Source organism: Pseudomonas sp. GW458-11-26-14-LB4 (assembly GCF_059423925.1).
This window is the reverse complement of record NZ_JBWKYU010000026.1, coordinates 59,790-76,103: the sequence shown is the minus strand read 5'-3', so window position 1 is coordinate 76,103 and position 16,314 is coordinate 59,790. Positions and strand designations below refer to the sequence as shown.

The window sequence follows — 16,314 nt, the reverse complement described above, 5'->3', positions numbered from 1 at the left end:
ATCAGCCGAAGAACCAGTAGCAGACGCCGATAGCGCCGAGCACACCCGCCAGCTCGGCCAGCAGCGCGCAACCGACGGCATGCCGGGCGCGCTGAATGCCCACCGCGCCGAAGTACACCGCCAATACGTAGAACGTGGTTTCGGTGCTGCCCTGGATCGTCGCCGCCACCAGCGCCGGGAAGCTGTCCACGCCCGAGGTCTTCATCGTTTCGATCAGCATCGCCCGGGCGGCGCTGCCGGAGAACGGTTTGACCATCGCCGTCGGCAGCGCGTCAACGAAGCGTGTGTCCCACCCTGCCCACTCCACCAGATGACGGATGCCGTCGAGGCCGAAATCCAGTGCGCCCGATGCACGCAATACACCGATCGCGCAAAGCATCGCCACCAGATACGGCAGCAGGTTCTTGGCGACGTCGAAACCTTCCTTCGCGCCTTCGACGAAGGCCTCGTAAACCTTCACCTTGCGCAACGCGCCGATCACCAGGAACAGCATGATCAGGCCGAACAGCGTCAGGTTGCCGAGGATCGACGACAGGCCCGCCAGCGCAGTGGCCGACATTGTCGCGAGCAACGCCATGAAGCCGCCGAGGATCAGCGCGCCGGGAATCAGGTAAGCCAGCACCACCGGGTCCCACACGCGCAGGCGCTGCATGAACGCCACCGACAGGAAGCCGACGATGGTCGAGCAACTGGTCGCCAGCAGGATCGGCAGGAACACCAGCGTCGGGTCCGGCGCGCCTTGCTGGGCGCGATACATGAAGATCGTCACCGGCAGCAGGGTCAGGGACGAGGCATTCAGTACGAGGAACAGGATTTGCGCGTTGCTGGCGATGGTCGAGCTGGGGTTGAGCTCTTGCAGCGCCTTCATGGCTTTAAGGCCGATCGGCGTGGCGGCGTTGTCCAGGCCCAGACCGTTGGCGGCGAAGTTCAGGGTGATCAGGCCCAGCGCGGGATGTCCGGCTGGAACTTCCGGCATCAGCCGCAGGAACAGTGGCCCGAGCACTTTGGCCAGCCATTCAACGATGCCGGCCTTTTCGGCAATGCGCAGGAAGCCCAGCCACAGGGTCAGCGTGCCGAACAGCAGCACCATGACTTCGACCGACAGCTTGGCCATGGCAAAAATGCTTTCCACCATCGCCGCGAAGATCCCGGCGTTGCCGCCGATCAGCCATTGCCCCAGCGCCGAAACGGCTGCCACGACGAAGAAGCCAAGCCACAGGCCATTAAGCATCAGTCAAATCCCCCGGAAGATGCGGCGAATGATAGCGGGGTCGCCAGAAACGACAAACCCCGGATTTCTCCGGGGTTTGTTGGTAAGGCTTGCATCAACCACTGTGGGAGCGGGCTTGCCCGCGATGGCGGTGTTCATTCAGCGAATATGTTGAATGTGCGCACCTCATCGCTGGCAAGCCAGCTCCCACAGGGTTTTGCATCAGTTTTTGGAGATTTCACCGGCCGGCAGTTTTTCCTTGCTGCGCCAGTGCGGCAGCGAGTTCCAGTAGCGCTGGCCCTTGGCGTCGTCGTACATGCCTTCCCAGCGGGCGATGACCAGTACGGCGAGGGCGTTGCCGATCACGTTCAGGGCGGTACGCGCCATGTCCATCACACGGTCGACACCGGCGATGAAGGCCAGGCCTTCCAGCGGGATACCCACGCTGCCCAGAGTGGCCAGCAGTACCACGAAGGACACGCCCGGCACGCCGGCGATACCTTTGGAGGTCACCATCAGGGTCAGGACCAGCAGCAGTTGCTGGCTGATCGACAGGTCAATGCCGTACAGCTGGGCAATGAAGATCGCCGCGATGGACTGGTACAGGGTCGAACCGTCGAGGTTGAACGAGTAGCCGGTCGGTACCACGAAGCTGCAGATGGCTTTCGGTGCGCCGTAGGCTTCCATCTTCTCGATCACGCGTGGCAGTACGGTTTCCGAGGAGGCGGTGGAGTAAGCCAGCACCAGCTCATCCTTGAAGATGCGCATCAGCTTGATCACCGAGAAACCGAACAGCTTGGCGATCAGGCCCAGAATCACGAAGGCGAAGAAGGCGATGGCGACGTAAACCAGGATCACCAGCTTGGCCAGCGGCAGCAGCGAGGCGAAACCGAAGTTGGCCACGGTCACCGCGATCAGAGCGAATACGCCGATCGGGGCGTAGTTCATGATCATGTGGGTGACTTTGAACATGCTTTCCGAGACGCCCTGGAACATCTTCACCAGCGGCTCGCGCAGGTCCGACTGCAGGCTCGACAGACCGAGACCGAACAGCACGGAGAAGAAGATGATCGGCAGCATTTCGCCGCGGGCCATGGCCGCGAAGATGTTCGACGGGATCAGGTTGAGGATGGTCTCGATGAACGCGTGTTCATGCTGCACTTCGGCGGCGGTCGCCTGGTACTTGGAGATATCGACGGTGCCCAGGGTGCTCATGTCGATGCCGGCACCCGGATGGAACAGGTTGGCCAGCAGCAGGCCGACAACAATGGCGATGGTAGTGACGATTTCGAAGTAGATGATGGTCTTCAGGCCGATGCGCCCGAGCTTCTTGGCGTCGCCCACGCCGGCAATGCCGACGATCAGGGAAGAGATGACGATCGGGATCACGATCATCTTGATCAGACGGATAAAGATATCGCCTGCCGGTTGCAGGACGTTGCTGATCCACCAGGCCTTCTCGGCACTGAAATGGTTGAGCAACGCACCGATTGCAATCCCCAATACCAGACCGATGAGGATCTGCCAGGCGAGGCTAAGCTTTGCCTTCTTCATTATCTTTACCCTTACTTGCGTTTGACTCAGGCACATGCAGGAACTGGAACGCTCATCAGCGGAAAAGTCTGTGCATCTGCCTCCGTATAAGGTGCCCCGAAGCGCGTGTTTACGGCTCTCCGGCAGGCGAAAAAAGGCGCAACTATTCCGATGCAAGGTTGCGCCGTCTAATGCCGTAAACGCCTACCCTATGCCGAATCGGCATGAGCTTTTTTAAATGAAACTGGCGTCCCAACCGGTTCGAATACGACATTTCGGCAGGCATAAGTGCCGTGAACCGGCCATTACAGCGTAGGTTGGTTATTTTTTGAACGAGTGATTTCGACGAAAAATTTGGGAAAAAGCCTACGTTCGGAAACTAAATGTCCGACTTGGTGGATCGACTCTTTCTCGATATACGGTCGCGACGAAACACCGCGAAATGCTTTAGCACGCAGTGTGGGCGATAAAAATGAAGAGCAGGACGCTCTGGATCAACATTTTGTCGTGTTGAAAGCTCAGCGCAAGTCCGTCAAACCGCTTCGGTTGGCGAACTTGCGTCGCAGCTTTTACCCTGACCCGGCCCTCATCGCAGGCACTCCCTGTACCCGTAGGTCACTCCGACCCTGCAACAGTCAGAACATCCCGGCCCCCTGGTCATGCACCGGCCTTCCTCGGGCCGACGCAATGGAGGACAGCCTTTCGGCTGCCCTCGTGTTCAATACCAGTTCGGATCTTTCTTCAGCGTTTCCATCAGAAGATCCTGCATGCCCTGATCGGGTTTGCCGAGGAAGCGGTAAGTGGCATGTCGCGTGGGCGACTTGTCTGCCGGCAGCCCTTCAGGCACATCCACAAGCATGGCGTAAGCGTCTTTCTTGTCGAAACTGAACGCGACGATCAAGCGATGGTTCATGCACTTGTCTGCGGATTCGCAGAGCGGGCCGACCAGATACTTGTCGCCATCTTCGGTTACGGCATTCATCTGCTGGTCAGGCGTACCGGACAGGTTCATCACCCATTCCGGCAGGCGTTCCTCCTTCTTCACCACACCTTCCCAGGTTTCCCTGTATTGCGGGTCGGAACTCAACAGTTCGTTGACCCGCGCCTGGCCGTCATTGGCCGCCATCGCCATGGCACTACCGCCCAGGAGCAGGGCGGCTGCCAGTGTCTTTAAACCCTTCATGTTCAACCTCGACCGCGACGGCCAAAGAAGAAGGAAGCGATGAACATCACCAGGAACACGACAAAGAGAATCTTGGCGATACCCGTGGCGGTGCCCGCGATACCACCGAAGCCCAGTACTGCAGCGATGATGGCAATGATCAGGAATGTGATTGCCCAGCTCAACATGGTGATTCTCCTTGCTTCTATTTAGGGATGTTGCCGGTCTCGGCGCGGGGGCGCCCAGATTCGTTGATCAGAAAACCCAGCGTTCTTCACGGGGCATGTCGCCCAGTGGCTGTGGCTGGTCGACGTCCATCATGCGCATCGCGCCGTTGTCGGCCTGGCTGCTGCTGACGGCGCTGAAGTGCGTCTGCGTCGCGTGTTGCATCGAGATCAGTGGCTCAGGTTGCTGACTCTGCTCCCAGCGCAGGTATTGCTGGCAGGCGATCAGCGTGATCAGCAGCGCAAGTGCGCCAAACAGGGCCTGCTGCAAGTGCAGTGGCGAAATACTCATTTGGGCGGCACGTGGGCGAGTCATCCTGGGTTCCTCACTCTTGTTCGATTGGGGCAGTGCATATCTGCCCGGGCTGAGAGAGGTATTGCAGCCTGCGTGCCAGCTTTTTTGATTAAAAAAAACCAATAAAATCAACTAGTTACAAACAGTATGAAAATTCCTGACGACGCATCCTGCACGATGGTCCGCATAGGGTCGTGCGTAATGCACGATTATTTCGTAGGAGAAATCATTATTTTTGAATTGAGGACAGGGTACGGATGTCAGAAAAGTAGGCAGGAAACCGACCTGAAACTGTGCGATGTTTAAAAAACCAATGAAATCAGTCGATTAGCCGTTAGGGCAGGAGAGAGCTACCCTGCAATGACTCGAATCGATCAGAATCAACCATGCAACTTGCCCGATTTTTCCGGGACTAACCCAAGACATTCACTTATGGAGCGTAGGAAAAATGGAATCAGCCACTGAGCACCAAGGCCGCATTCTGCTGGTGGACGATGAATCCGCCATCCTGCGAACCTTTCGTTATTGCCTCGAAGACGAAGGTTATACCGTCGCCACCGCCAACAGCGCGGCTCAGGCTGACGCGCTGCTGCAACGCCAGGTGTTCGACCTGTGCTTCCTTGATTTGCGCCTGGGTGAAGACAACGGCCTGGATGTATTGGCGCAGATGCGCATTCAGGCGCCGTGGATGCGGGTGGTGATCGTCACCGCGCATTCGGCTGTCGATACCGCGGTAGACGCGATTCAGGCCGGCGCTGCCGATTATCTGGTCAAACCGTGCAGCCCGGATCAATTGCGCCTTGCGACCGCCAAGCAGCTTGAAGTGCGCCAGCTGTCGGCGCGTCTGGAAGCCCTCGAAGGCGAGATCCGCAAACCCAAGGACGGTCTCGATTCCCACAGCCCGGCGATGAAAGTCGTACTGGAAACCGCGCGGCAAGTGGCGGGCACCGACGCCAACATCCTGATCCTGGGTGAGTCGGGCACCGGTAAAGGTGAGCTGGCCCGAGCCATTCACGGCTGGAGCAAGCGCGAGAAGAAATCCTGCGTCACCATCAATTGCCCGTCGCTGACCGCCGAACTGATGGAGAGCGAGCTGTTCGGTCACAGTCGTGGCGCGTTCACCGGGGCCAGCGAAAGCACGCTGGGTCGGGTTAACCAAGCCGATGGCGGCACGCTGTTTCTCGACGAGATCGGCGATTTTCCGCTGACGTTGCAACCCAAGTTGCTGCGTTTCATCCAGGACAAGGAATACGAGCGGGTAGGGGATCCGGTCACCCGCCGCGCCGATGTGCGTATTCTCGCCGCCACCAACCTCAATCTTGAAGACATGGTGCGCGACGGGCGTTTCCGTGAAGACCTGCTCTATCGCCTGAACGTCATCACCCTGCATTTGCCGCCACTGCGCGAACGGGCCGAAGACATCCTGACCCTGGCCGACCGTTTCCTCGCTCGCTTCGTGAAGGAATACGCGCGCCCCGCGCGGGGTTTCAGTGATGAGGCTCGTGAAGCACTGTTGGGTTATCGCTGGCCCGGCAATATCCGCGAACTGCGTAACGTGGTCGAGCGGGCGAGCATCATCTGCCCGCAGGAGCGTGTGGAAATCAGCCACCTCGGCATGGCCGAACAACCGGCGAACAACGCGCCACGGGTTGGCGCCGCGCTGAGCCTCGATGAGCTGGAGAAAGCCCATATCGGCGCAGTACTGGCGACTGCCGGCACTCTCGATCAGGCCGCCAAGACTCTGGGGATCGACGCCTCGACCCTGTATCGCAAGCGCAAGCAGTACAACCTGTGAGCATCCGCCGATGAAACTGGCGATGAAGTTGCGGACTCGCTTGTTCCTGAGCATTTCCGCGCTGATCACCGTGGCCTTGCTCGGGCTGATGCTCGGGCTGGTCAGCGTGATGCAGATGGCCGGGACTCAGGAGGCGCTGATCCGCAACAACTTCGTCACCCTCGATCTGGGGCTCAAGCTGCGGCAGACGCTTGGCGATCAACTGATCATGATGCTTGCCGAGAAACCCGATCCCGTGGCGTTCGAAGCATCCAAACAACGCTATTTCGAATTGCTCGACGAGGGTATCGCCCAAGAGCAGAAAAACGACAATCGCCAATATGGCTTCAGTCAGGCGAAGAGCGATTACCTGACCTTCCTTGAGGCGTTCGATATCTCCCGCGATCCGGGCGCCGCCCTGAGTGGTAGTGGCGACTTGCGCGAACGATTCAACACCCTGCGTAACGGTTTGATCACCGAGCACAAGCACGCGCTGGATAACATCAACGCTGTCCAGCACGCTGCCCGTGACCGGGCGCTGCTGATTTCCGGCCTGCTCGGGCTGGTGGGGCTGGCAGTGCTGATCATTGGTTTCGTTACCGCCCAGGGCATTGCGCGGCGTTTTGGTGCGCCGATCGAAGCGTTGGCCAAAGCGGCGGACAATATCGGCCAGGGCAATTTCGAAGTGACCCTGCCGGTGTCCTCGGCGATGGAGATCAATCTGTTGACGCGCCGCTTCGGGCTGATGGCCGAAGCCCTGCGCGAGCATCAGGCGACCAATGTCGACGAACTGCTCGCTGGCCAGCAGCGCCTGCAAGCGGTACTTGACAGCATCGATGACGGTTTGCTGATGATCGACCGTCAGGGTCGTCTGGAACACTTGAACCCGGTGGCCCAGCGACAATTGGGCTGGGACAGCGACCGTTTCGGCGAGGGCCTGGGCACAGCGCTTCAGCGTCCAGAGCTGGATGCACAGCTGCAACTGGTGTTGCGCGGCGGCAACCTTGAGCGGGCGCCGGAAGACTTGAGCATCGAGGTCGATGGCGAGTCGCGCCTGCTGACCTACAGCCTTACGCCGGTCAGCCATACCCAGGGGCATATCCTCGGCGCCGTGATGGTTTTGCATGACGTCACCGAGCAGCGCGCCTTCGAACGGGTGCGCAGCGAGTTCGTGCTGCGCGCGTCTCACGAATTGCGCACACCGGTCACGGGCATGCACATGGCGTTCGGGCTGTTCCGCGAGCGGGCTAAGTTTCCTCCGGAGTCGCGCGAGTCCGACCTGCTCGACACGGTCAATGAAGAAATGCAGCGCCTGATGCAGTTGATCAACGATCTGCTCAACTTTTCGCGTTATCAGAGCGGTTTGCAGAAGCTCACGCTGGCGCCGTGCTCCATCGAGGATCTGCTGGAGCAGGCGCGTTTGCGTTTCGCCGATTCGGCGGCGCAGAAGGGCGTTACCCTGCAAGTCGAAGCGCAAGGCCCGCTGCCACGCTTGCAGGCGGATCAGGCGCAGCTCGATCGAGTCCTCGACAACCTGATCGACAACGCCTTGCGCCACACGGCGCGCGACGGGCTGATCCGCTTGCAGGCCCGGCGCCATGGCGAACGGGTGATCATCAGCGTCGAAGACAACGGCGAAGGAATTGCCTACGGTCAACAAGGGCGGATCTTCGAACCGTTCGTCCAGGTCGGCAGGAAAAAGGGCGGGGCCGGGCTGGGTCTGGCGCTGTGCAAGGAAATCGTCCAGTTGCACGGCGGGCGGATGGGTGTTTACTCGCGGCCGGGGCAGGGCACGCAGTTCTATATGGCGCTGGCGGTTTAGGCTTCGTCGTCGATCCGGCGGCCGGCGAGTCGCCGTCCACGGGTAATCAGTTCGATGAACTGCACCGCGCTCAAGGCGTGGGCGAACAACCAGCCTTGACCGAACTTCACCCCTTCGCTGCTCAGCAGCGCCGCTTGTGACTCGAATTCGATCCCTTCGGCAATCACCTTCAGGTCCAGCGCCTGGGCCATGTGAATGATGTGTGGCGCGACACCGCTGCTGGCGGCGTCATGGCCGAGGGCGTCGATGAAGGCCTTGTCGATCTTCAGGCAATCCACCGGCAGGGTTTGCAAATAGGCCAGGCTGCAATAGCCGGTGCCGAAATCGTCGATCAGCACCTGATGCCCGACATCGCGCAGCGCCTGCAGGTTTTCCCGGGCTACCACCACATCGATCAGGCCGCGCTCGGTCACCTCGAAAGCAATCTGCCGCGCCGCCACCCGATGCAGGGTCAGCAGCCGCGCCATGACCTGGCCGATGCGCGGCACCATCACGTCGCAGGCGGCCAGGTTCACCGAGATGTACAGCTGCGGATTGGCCCGCAGCAACTGACCCAACTGCTCGAGCAGGCGTTGCAGGACGAAGTCGGTCATCTGGCGAATCTGTCCGGTGTTCTCGGCCATCGGGATGAACAGGTCAGGGCTGGTCAGCGTGCCGTCCGGCCGGCGCCAGCGCAGCAGGGCTTCGGCACCGACGCAGTTGCGGCTGTCGAGATCGAAGATCGGTTGATAAAGCACCTGCAACTCGCCACGGCGGATGGCGCCGTGCAGCTCGGCATCCAGCGACTGGCGCTGGCGCACGACCCAGAACACCAGAACGCCCACCAGCGCACCGAGCACCAGACAGAAAGGCACCATCCACCACCAGAGCTCCGGAATATGCATGCCCGTGCGCGGGCTGATCAGCACCAGTTGGTATTCCGGGTTGTCAGTGGGCATGCGGTAGATCAGGTGTGACTGGGTGACTTGCAGCGCGTTCGGGGTTTTCGGCGGCCAGGGCTCGGTGGGTGGCCAGGCCTGCGGAACGCCGAGCACCGGAATCGCCCGGGTCCCGTGATCCAGCACTACCAACAGGCTGCTGCCGGGCAACAGGTCGACCATGTCGGTGAGATGTCCGCGCGAGGTGGCTACGCGAAAGTTGCCGCGCCCGAGCATCAGCGCTGCGCGGTTTTCATCGGGTTCGGTGGTGGTGTTCAGCCAGTAGCTGTAGGTTGGGCCCTTGATGTCCGGAGGGCGGATCACCGACAGACCTTCCTGACGGGGGCGGTTGGAGCAGATCCGCGTGGCGTCCATGTAGGCTGCTTCATAGACGAAACGATAGTTGAACGTCACTTGCTGCAACGTGGCGATCATTTCGTCGTCGCAGCTGCGCAAGGGCTGGGCTTCGAGGTCGTCGAGGCTTTCGCGCAACTGGCCGAACAGTTGCTCCAGACGCGCCAGGAACCGCTCGCCCTGGGCGTTCATTTCCTGGCTTTCGCTTTGTTCGACCTGGCGCATGGCCACGAACAGCCCGCCGGTGATCAGCAGGCTCGCACTGAGGACAGCCGCGATCATCGCCAGAAACCAGGGGCGATAAAACCAGCTACGCAGCGTCTCTCGGGTAGCAACCATCATGGATATCCGCAGAATTACCAATGAGTTATAGCTGCTGATTACACTTTCGCCCTGACCGTCGGGCGGGCGTCATTATTTTGTCTGATTCAACACCAGCAACAGCGCTGCCGTTTGCGCGTCCGGCGTGCCGTCAAAGCGCGTAGGGCGGTAGTGCATCTGGAAGGCCGCGAGCACATGCCGGGTCGCCACATCCAGCTCGCCGGTCTGTGGCGTCGAGTAGCCCAGGCGCGCCAGTTGGCTCTGGAACCAGGTGATGCTCGGCAGTTCGGCGTTGAATTGCGCCTGCTGGCGTGCCACCGCTTGTTCGTTGGGCCAGAGCCCCAGCCCTTCGGCCGCCAGACGCTTCCAGGGGAACAGCGGACCCGGGTCGAGCTTGCGCAACGGGGCGATGTCGCTATGGCCGATGATGTGGCGCGGGCTGATGCCCTGGCGTTTGCTGATGTCCTTGAGCAGAACGATCAGCGACTGCACCTGGGCTTCGCTGTAGGGATACCAGAGGCGACCGGTCGGTGTGTCCTTGAAGCCCGGATTGACGATCTCGATGCCGATCGAGCTGGAGTTGAGCCAGGTACGACCTTGCCATTCGCTTTCGCCGGCGTGCCAGGCACGCAGGTTTTCGTCCATCAGTTTGTAGATGGTGGCGCTCTTGTCGTCGCCGATCAGGTAATGACTGCTGACTTCGCCGTGGGTCAGCAACTGCAATGAGCGTTCGAGTGATGCAGAGGTGTAGTGCACGATCACGAACTGCACACGGCTGTCGTGATTGACCGAAGGATGGCTGGTGTCAAAACGCGGCCCGCTGGCACAACCGGCCAGTAAGAGTAGCGACGCGAGGAGGGTAAAAAATTTCATGGCAGAGGGCAGTACACGCAAGACGATAATGCAACAGTGTAACGTATCGCCTTGCGCTACGACGCTTGAATGGCTGATTTAAACAATATGGAACAATTGCCTCAGCCCAGCTCCACCCGGTTTCGCCCTGCGTTTTTCGCCCGATAAAGCGCCTGATCGGCTCTTTTGAGTACCAGATCGCTGTGCTCACCCGCCCGGAACGTCGTCAGACCCATGGAAACGGTGATCGTGACGCGCTCACCCTTGAAGTGAAATGGGCAGGCTTCGATGGCCGCACGCAGGGTTTCCAAAAACTTGGCACCGACGGCGGGCGGTGTTGCCGGCAGCAGTAATACAAATTCCTCTCCGCCAAACCGGGCAATGAAATCGTTGCCACGCATACGCTTGCGCAGCACCGTGGCGATGATCTTCAACACCTTGTCGCCCGCCAGGTGGCCGTAGTTGTCGTTGATCCGTTTGAAGTGATCGAGGTCGAGCATGGCGAGGCTCAAAGTGTTGCCGTGCTGCTGCCATTGGGCAATCTCATGTTCGAGCCGTTCGGTCCAGGCGGCGCGGTTGGGCAAGCCGGTGAGCGGATCGATCAGGGCTTTCTGGCGCTGCTCTTCAAGGTGTTCGCGATAGCCCAGCGCTTCCTGCTCCATGTGCGCGACGCGCTCGGCCAGGCTTTTCAGGCGCACAGCCACTTCCTGCTCCCGGGCGTCACGCTGTTTCTGATGCTGATCCATCGTGCCGAGCAGGCCTTCGAGGTGGTTTTCCAGCACCTGCTTCAAATCGTCCAGATCGGCCGCTTCCTGCACGCTGTTCTGCAAGCCGTCGACCTGCTCGCGGATCTGCGTGTCCATCGCCCGCGCTGCAGAACTGTTGTCGGCGTGGCCTTCGCTGGCGGCCTGCAGATTGCTCTGAAACGCTTCGAGCCGCTCGTTGAGTTGCTGCAAATAAGCTTCGAATTCGTGCTGGCCGCTGTCGGTAATCGCCAGCATCAAAGTCGCCAGATCGTCGAGGATCGGCAACAGTTCGTACCAGTTCAGCCCATTCTTCAGCCGGTCGCGCATCGCCTCTGCTTGCGGGCGGTGGCGCTCCGGCAAGGTCAGGTCGTCCAGCAACCCGATCAGCGTGTCTTCGATGTGTTTGGCGACCGAACTGTAGGACGGTTCCGGCGAGTCCGGCAGGGCATAGAGAATGTCGTGTTCGGATTGCTCCGGATCGATTGCGGCCAATGCCTGGGCGATGGGCTCGGGGATGGGCAGGCTGTCGAGGATCACGGGCGGCGGGGTATCGCCGGGGTGGATCAGTTCGTCCGGGTTGATGGCTGTTGGCACTGCCGGCGCGAAAACCGGTGGAGGCGTGAAGGCCTGCGGCTCCGGTTCAGGCTCGGCGGGTTCTGGTTCGCTGGGGGCGGAGGGGGATTCGGTGAGGATTCTGGCCGGCTCGAAGGGCACCACCTCCGGCTCCGCATGATATTCGGGGGTTGGCGCTGGAGTTTTCGCGGGTTCGGCCACGGGGGCGGCGACCGGTGCCTGGCTGACGGGCGCAGGGGCGACCGGTTCGGCGGTCGTGACAGGCGCTTCCTGTAAGGGCGCGGTTTCATGCGTGACGGGCGGTTGTTCTGTTTGTGCCGGTAGTACGACCGCCGCGGGCTGCATCACTGGAACAGGCGCTTCCTCGTTGTCGCGGCTGCCGAACAGACGCTGCAACAACCCCGGTCGTCCCGGTTCCGCCGGCGTCTCCAGCTGGCTCAAGGCCTTGCCTTGCAAGCCGCTGAGCTCGCTGAGCAACAGCGGCATTTCCCTTGCCTGACTTACCCGGCCGTCCAGCTGCTTGGCGAATTTCTTCAGCGGCTGGGCCACATCTCGGGGCAGCGGGAGAGATTGCAACTGAGTAACCAGCGCAGTCAGTGCGGTGCTGACCTGTTCGATCCGGGTTTCCCGGCGCTGCTCGGAATCGAGCACGGCTTTTTCCAGGCGAGGGAGCAGGGCGGCGAGGCCGGCGTCCATGTCATCGGTGCGCACCACGTCGCGCATCTCTTTCATGCATTGATCGACCACGCGGTCGGTGCCTTCCGCCGCCAGGGTGCTGCGCACCAGACCACGGCGCAGCAGGTCGAGCCGGGCGTCCCATCGACGTTCAAGCTTTTCCTGTTGTTCGATGCTTTTGAGGTATTTCTCTTTCCAGCGCTGGGCTTCGTCGCTCATTCAGGGGTTCCGCGAAGGGCAGTGCTCAACGCGGGCAATGCATCGGCCGTGAGCGAACCCGGCAGACGAATCTCTACCGCGACCGGCAGGTGATCGGAAATCGGTTGTGCCAGCACTTCGACCTTTTCCAGGGTCAGGGTCGGGCTGAGCAGAATATGGTCCAGGCAGCGCTGCGGGCGCCAGCTGGGGAATGTCGCTTCGAGTTGCGGGGCCAGCAGGCCGAGGTCGCGCAACGGCGAGTGTTGCAGCAGATCGCTGGCGTGGGTGTTCATGTCGCCCATCAGCACCTGATGCTTGTAGCCGCCGATCAGTTCGCGGATGTAGGCCAGTTGCATGCTGCGCACCCGGGCGCCGAGCGCCAGGTGCATCATCACCACCACCAGCGCTTCCGGGCCTTCGCCGAAGCGCACCAGAATCGCACCGCGTCCCTTCGGACCCGGCAGCGGATGGTCTTCGATCGCCCACGGCCGCAGGCGACTGAGCACGCCATTGCTGTGCTGGGCCAGTCGGCCAAGGTTGCGATTGAGTTGTTGATACCAGTAGGGGAAGGCGCCGAGCTGGGCCAGGTGTTCGACCTGATTGACGTAGCCTGAACGCAGGCTGCCGCCATCGGCTTCCTGCAGAGCGACCAGATCGAAGTCGCCAAGCAGATTGCCGATCTTTTGCAGATTGCTCGAACGCCCGGGGTGCGGCAGCAGATGCTGCCAGCTGCGGGTCAGGTAGTGCCGATAGCGCTCGGTGCTGATGCCGACCTGAATATTGAAGCTGAGCAAGCGCAGACGGCTGTCTGCGGGCAGGCCCGTCGATTCCAGGTGATGCTCGTTGACCTGCGGTTCATGCAGGCCAACGACGCGTTCGGTTCCCCAGCGGCGCATGGCGATTGCCGCGCTTAGTTGGCGGCTGCCTTGTTGGCCGCTCGCTCTTTGGCCACCAGTTGATCAGCCAGTTTCAGCGCCTGTTCGGCGCCGCCGGCGGAGCCGATATCGAAGCGGTACTTGCCGTTGACGATCATGGTTGGGACGCCGGTGATTTCATATTTCTTGGCCAGTTCGCGGGCTTTCACGATCTGCCCTTTGATCGCGAACGAGTCGAAGGTCGCCAGGAACTTGTCCTTGTCCACGCCTTGAGTGGCGAGGAAATCGGCCATGTCGTTCTTGTCGGTCAGCTTCTTGTGTTCTTTCTGGATGGCGTTGAATACGGCAGCGTGCACGTTGTGCTCGACGCCCATGGCTTCCAGGGTCAGGAACATTTGACCGTGAGCGTCCCACGGGCCACCGAACATCGCAGGAATGCGTACGAAGTTGACGTCGGACGGCAGTTTTTCAACCCACGGATTGATCACCGGCTCGAACGCGTAGCAATGCGGGCAGCCATACCAGAACAGCTCGACCACTTCGATCTTGCCAGGCACGGCGACCGGCACCGGGTTGCTCAGTTCGACATAAGGGGCAGCAGGGGCTTCGGCGGCCTGGGCGGTCACGCCGAACAGGCTGGCAGCGACGAGGGCGGCGCTGATGATCAGATTACGCATGCTTTACTCCTGGACAATTTTGGTCGCCTCGCGCGACCTGTTTTCAGACAGATCCTGGCGGGCATGAGTTCTGTAGTGTAACGGCAGCGGCCACAAAAAAGGGCGGCCAAAGCCACCCTTTTTATACTTGCTGCAACGGATTAATCGAGCGTTAACGTGGCAGGCGTTGGCCATTGCACGCAGCGCTCGAATCGCGCGTCTTAGTGCAGGCCCTGAATGTAGCTGGAGACTGCCGCGATGTCTTCGTCGCTCAGCTTGCGGGCGATGGTGCGCATGGTCATCGCGTCGCCGTCGTTGTTGCGGCCGGCTTCTTCCTTGCGGAAATCGGTCAGTTGCTTGGCGATGTACTGAGCGTGTTGGCCACCCAGGTGCGGGAAGCCGGCGGCTGCGTTGCCGGCGCCGTTCGGCGAGTGGCAACCGGTGCAGGCTGGCAGGCCTTTCTCGAGGTTGCCGCCACGGAACAGGGCTTCACCGCGAGCGACGATCTTCGGATCGGCGGCGCCGACGCTGCCTTTCTGGCTGGCGAAGTAGGCGGCGATGTCGGCCAGGTCCTGATCGCTCAGGTTGGTCAGCAGGCCGGTCATTTCCAGAACGGTGCGCTTGCCCGACTTGATGTCGTGCAGTTGCTTGGTCAGGTAGCGTTCGCCCTGTCCGGCCAGTTTTGGAAAGTTTGGCGCCATGCTGTTGCCATCCGGGCCATGGCAGGCGCCGCATACGGCGGCTTTGGCCTGGCCTGCGGCTGCATCACCGGCAGCATGGGCGAAGCCTGAGATTCCCACGGTCAACAGCAGACTCACGATCAGTTTGTTCATCAGCTAATCCAACTACGGCTAAGGGTTAAGAGTTATGGACCGGGCTTACTCTCGCTCATCCAGAGGATGAGGGCCTGGTAATCCTCGGCACTGCAGTCCATGCACAAACCACGCGGCGGCATCGCCTTGAAACCCTGGGTCACGTGTTGCACCAGCGTCTCCATACCTTTCGCCAACCTCGGCGTCCAAGCTTCCTGATCGCCTCTTTTGGGCGCCATGGGTAGTTGGCCGGAATGACAGGCTCCACAAACACGGTTGTACACGGCTTCCGGATCCTGTGTAGCCTGTGCGCTGTAAAGCGGCATCAAGACTCCGGCAGCCAGCAGCCATTTCGTCATAAAACGACCTTTTCAGGGTTGAGAGCGTTCTGCGTTCTAATGCGCAATCAAGGTCTGTCGCTCTCGTGAACTTCATCCTTCGCTGGGACAAAGCACACACAAAATCTGCGGCATTATATACTGGCGTCACTGAAACGGAAGCGACACCGCGTTCCGCGCCTAATCCCGGCGCCGCCCACATCGGAAATCCCATGCAACTCAAGAATCCCATCCTCGGCCTGTGCCAACAGTCCACGTTCATGCTCAGTGCCGCCAAAGTCGATCAGTGCCCCGACGACGAAGGCTTCGAAGTGGCGTTCGCCGGTCGTTCCAACGCCGGTAAATCCAGCGCACTGAACACTTTGACTCACGCCAGCCTGGCGCGCACCTCGAAAACCCCGGGTCGCACACAGCTGTTGAACTTCTTCAAGCTAGACGATGAACGGCGTCTGGTCGACCTCCCGGGCTACGGTTATGCAAAAGTACCGATCCCGCTCAAGCAACACTGGCAGCGTCATCTTGAGGCTTACCTCGGTGGCCGCGAGAGTTTGAAGGGTTTGATTCTGATGATGGACATCCGTCATCCAATGACCGACTTCGACCTGCTGATGCTCGACTGGGCCGTTGCGGCCGGCATGCCGATGCACATCCTGCTGACCAAGGCCGACAAACTGACCTACGGCGCAGCCAAGAACACGCTGCTCAAGGTGCAGTCGGAAATCCGTAAGGGGTGGGGCGATCAAGTGACGATCCAGCTGTTCTCCGCCCCGAAACGCATGGGTCTGGAAGAGGCCTACACTGTGTTGGCAGGCTGGATGGAACTGGCAGATAAAGGCGCTGAATTGCCTGCTGAGTAAATCGCAGGCAAAAAAAGCCCCGGACTTCATATGGGGAGGGAGAAGTTCCGGGGTTTAAGTTCCGAACCGCTAGGGCGGGGTTCAGATATCTGCCAACACTTAACACAACATAGGAGCATC

Annotated in this window: 15 protein-coding genes; 3 read left to right on the top strand and 12 right to left on the bottom strand. The window is 60.5% G+C overall.

The window, feature by feature from the left end:
• Nucleotide 1: 1 nt before the first annotated feature.
• The 5 genes from AC07XZ_RS26480 to AC07XZ_RS26460 all read right to left on the bottom strand — a co-directional run bounded on the left by AC07XZ_RS26480 (nt 2) and on the right by AC07XZ_RS26460 (nt 4,445).
• Nucleotides 2-1,231: a nucleoside recognition domain-containing protein gene (locus tag AC07XZ_RS26480; RefSeq protein WP_011331768.1), complete on the bottom strand. Its 1,230-nt coding sequence runs from the start codon at nt 1,229-1,231 to the stop codon at nt 2-4.
• 201 nt (nt 1,232-1,432) lie between these two features.
• Nucleotides 1,433-2,764, bottom strand: coding sequence for a glutamate/aspartate:proton symporter GltP (gene gltP / locus AC07XZ_RS26475; RefSeq protein WP_102688231.1), 1,332 nt, complete (start codon nt 2,762-2,764; stop codon nt 1,433-1,435).
• Between the two features lie 697 nt (nt 2,765-3,461).
• Entirely contained in the window at nt 3,462-3,926 is a 465-nt protein-coding gene (locus AC07XZ_RS26470; protein WP_085748037.1) for an inhibitor of vertebrate lysozyme family protein, read from the bottom strand.
• A gap of 2 nt (nt 3,927-3,928) precedes the next feature.
• On the bottom strand, nt 3,929-4,093 hold the full coding sequence (locus tag AC07XZ_RS26465; protein WP_003177151.1) for a DUF1328 domain-containing protein: 165 nt from the start codon (nt 4,091-4,093) through the stop codon (nt 3,929-3,931).
• Nucleotides 4,094-4,160: 67 nt separating this feature from the next.
• Nucleotides 4,161-4,445: a hypothetical protein gene (locus AC07XZ_RS26460; RefSeq protein WP_102688232.1), complete on the bottom strand. Its 285-nt coding sequence runs from the start codon at nt 4,443-4,445 to the stop codon at nt 4,161-4,163.
• Nucleotides 4,446-4,872: 427 nt separating this feature from the next.
• Between AC07XZ_RS26460 and algB the strand changes: the two genes are divergently transcribed.
• Both algB and AC07XZ_RS26450 read left to right on the top strand, forming a co-directional pair.
• Nucleotides 4,873-6,219, top strand: a complete 1,347-nt coding sequence (gene algB / locus AC07XZ_RS26455) for a sigma-54-dependent response regulator transcription factor AlgB (protein ID WP_007954049.1) — start codon at nt 4,873-4,875, stop codon at nt 6,217-6,219.
• Between the two features lie 10 nt (nt 6,220-6,229).
• Entirely contained in the window at nt 6,230-8,020 is a 1,791-nt protein-coding gene (locus AC07XZ_RS26450; protein ID WP_102688233.1) for a KinB sensor domain-containing domain, read from the top strand.
• Here the strand turns inward: AC07XZ_RS26450 and AC07XZ_RS26445 are convergent.
• The 7 genes from AC07XZ_RS26445 to AC07XZ_RS26415 all read right to left on the bottom strand — a co-directional run bounded on the left by AC07XZ_RS26445 (nt 8,017) and on the right by AC07XZ_RS26415 (nt 15,358).
• The gene (locus AC07XZ_RS26445) at nt 8,017-9,633 is read right to left on the bottom strand and encodes an EAL domain-containing protein (RefSeq protein ID WP_085748039.1); all 1,617 of its coding nucleotides are present in this window, start codon (nt 9,631-9,633) and stop codon (nt 8,017-8,019) included. The two genes, AC07XZ_RS26450 and AC07XZ_RS26445, sit on opposite strands and share 4 nt — an antisense overlap.
• Before the next feature lie 72 nt (nt 9,634-9,705).
• Nucleotides 9,706-10,485, bottom strand: a complete 780-nt coding sequence (locus AC07XZ_RS26440; protein ID WP_102688234.1) for an N-acetylmuramoyl-L-alanine amidase — start codon at nt 10,483-10,485, stop codon at nt 9,706-9,708.
• Between the two features lie 101 nt (nt 10,486-10,586).
• Entirely contained in the window at nt 10,587-12,677 is a 2,091-nt protein-coding gene (locus AC07XZ_RS26435) for a GGDEF domain-containing protein (protein ID WP_102688235.1), read from the bottom strand.
• Nucleotides 12,674-13,552: an endonuclease/exonuclease/phosphatase family protein gene (locus tag AC07XZ_RS26430; RefSeq protein ID WP_011331775.1), complete on the bottom strand. Its 879-nt coding sequence runs from the start codon at nt 13,550-13,552 to the stop codon at nt 12,674-12,676. Before AC07XZ_RS26430 ends, AC07XZ_RS26435 begins: the two co-directional genes overlap by 4 nt.
• Nucleotides 13,553-13,566: 14 nt before the next feature.
• Complete coding sequence (locus AC07XZ_RS26425; protein WP_102688236.1) at nt 13,567-14,208, bottom strand: thiol:disulfide interchange protein DsbA/DsbL; 642 nt, start codon at nt 14,206-14,208, stop codon at nt 13,567-13,569.
• A 200-nt stretch (nt 14,209-14,408) separates the two neighbouring features.
• Nucleotides 14,409-15,020: a c-type cytochrome gene (locus AC07XZ_RS26420; protein ID WP_039764863.1), complete on the bottom strand. Its 612-nt coding sequence runs from the start codon at nt 15,018-15,020 to the stop codon at nt 14,409-14,411.
• 32 nt (nt 15,021-15,052) lie between these two features.
• Nucleotides 15,053-15,358 (bottom strand): c-type cytochrome, encoded by a 306-nt coding sequence (locus AC07XZ_RS26415; protein WP_085690419.1) that lies wholly within the window; start codon nt 15,356-15,358, stop codon nt 15,053-15,055.
• Between the two features lie 191 nt (nt 15,359-15,549).
• Here AC07XZ_RS26415 and yihA point away from each other — a divergent pair, with 191 nt between their 5' ends.
• Nucleotides 15,550-16,194, top strand: a complete 645-nt coding sequence (gene yihA, locus AC07XZ_RS26410; protein WP_011331778.1) for a ribosome biogenesis GTP-binding protein YihA/YsxC — start codon at nt 15,550-15,552, stop codon at nt 16,192-16,194.
• Nucleotides 16,195-16,314 lie beyond the last annotated feature (120 nt).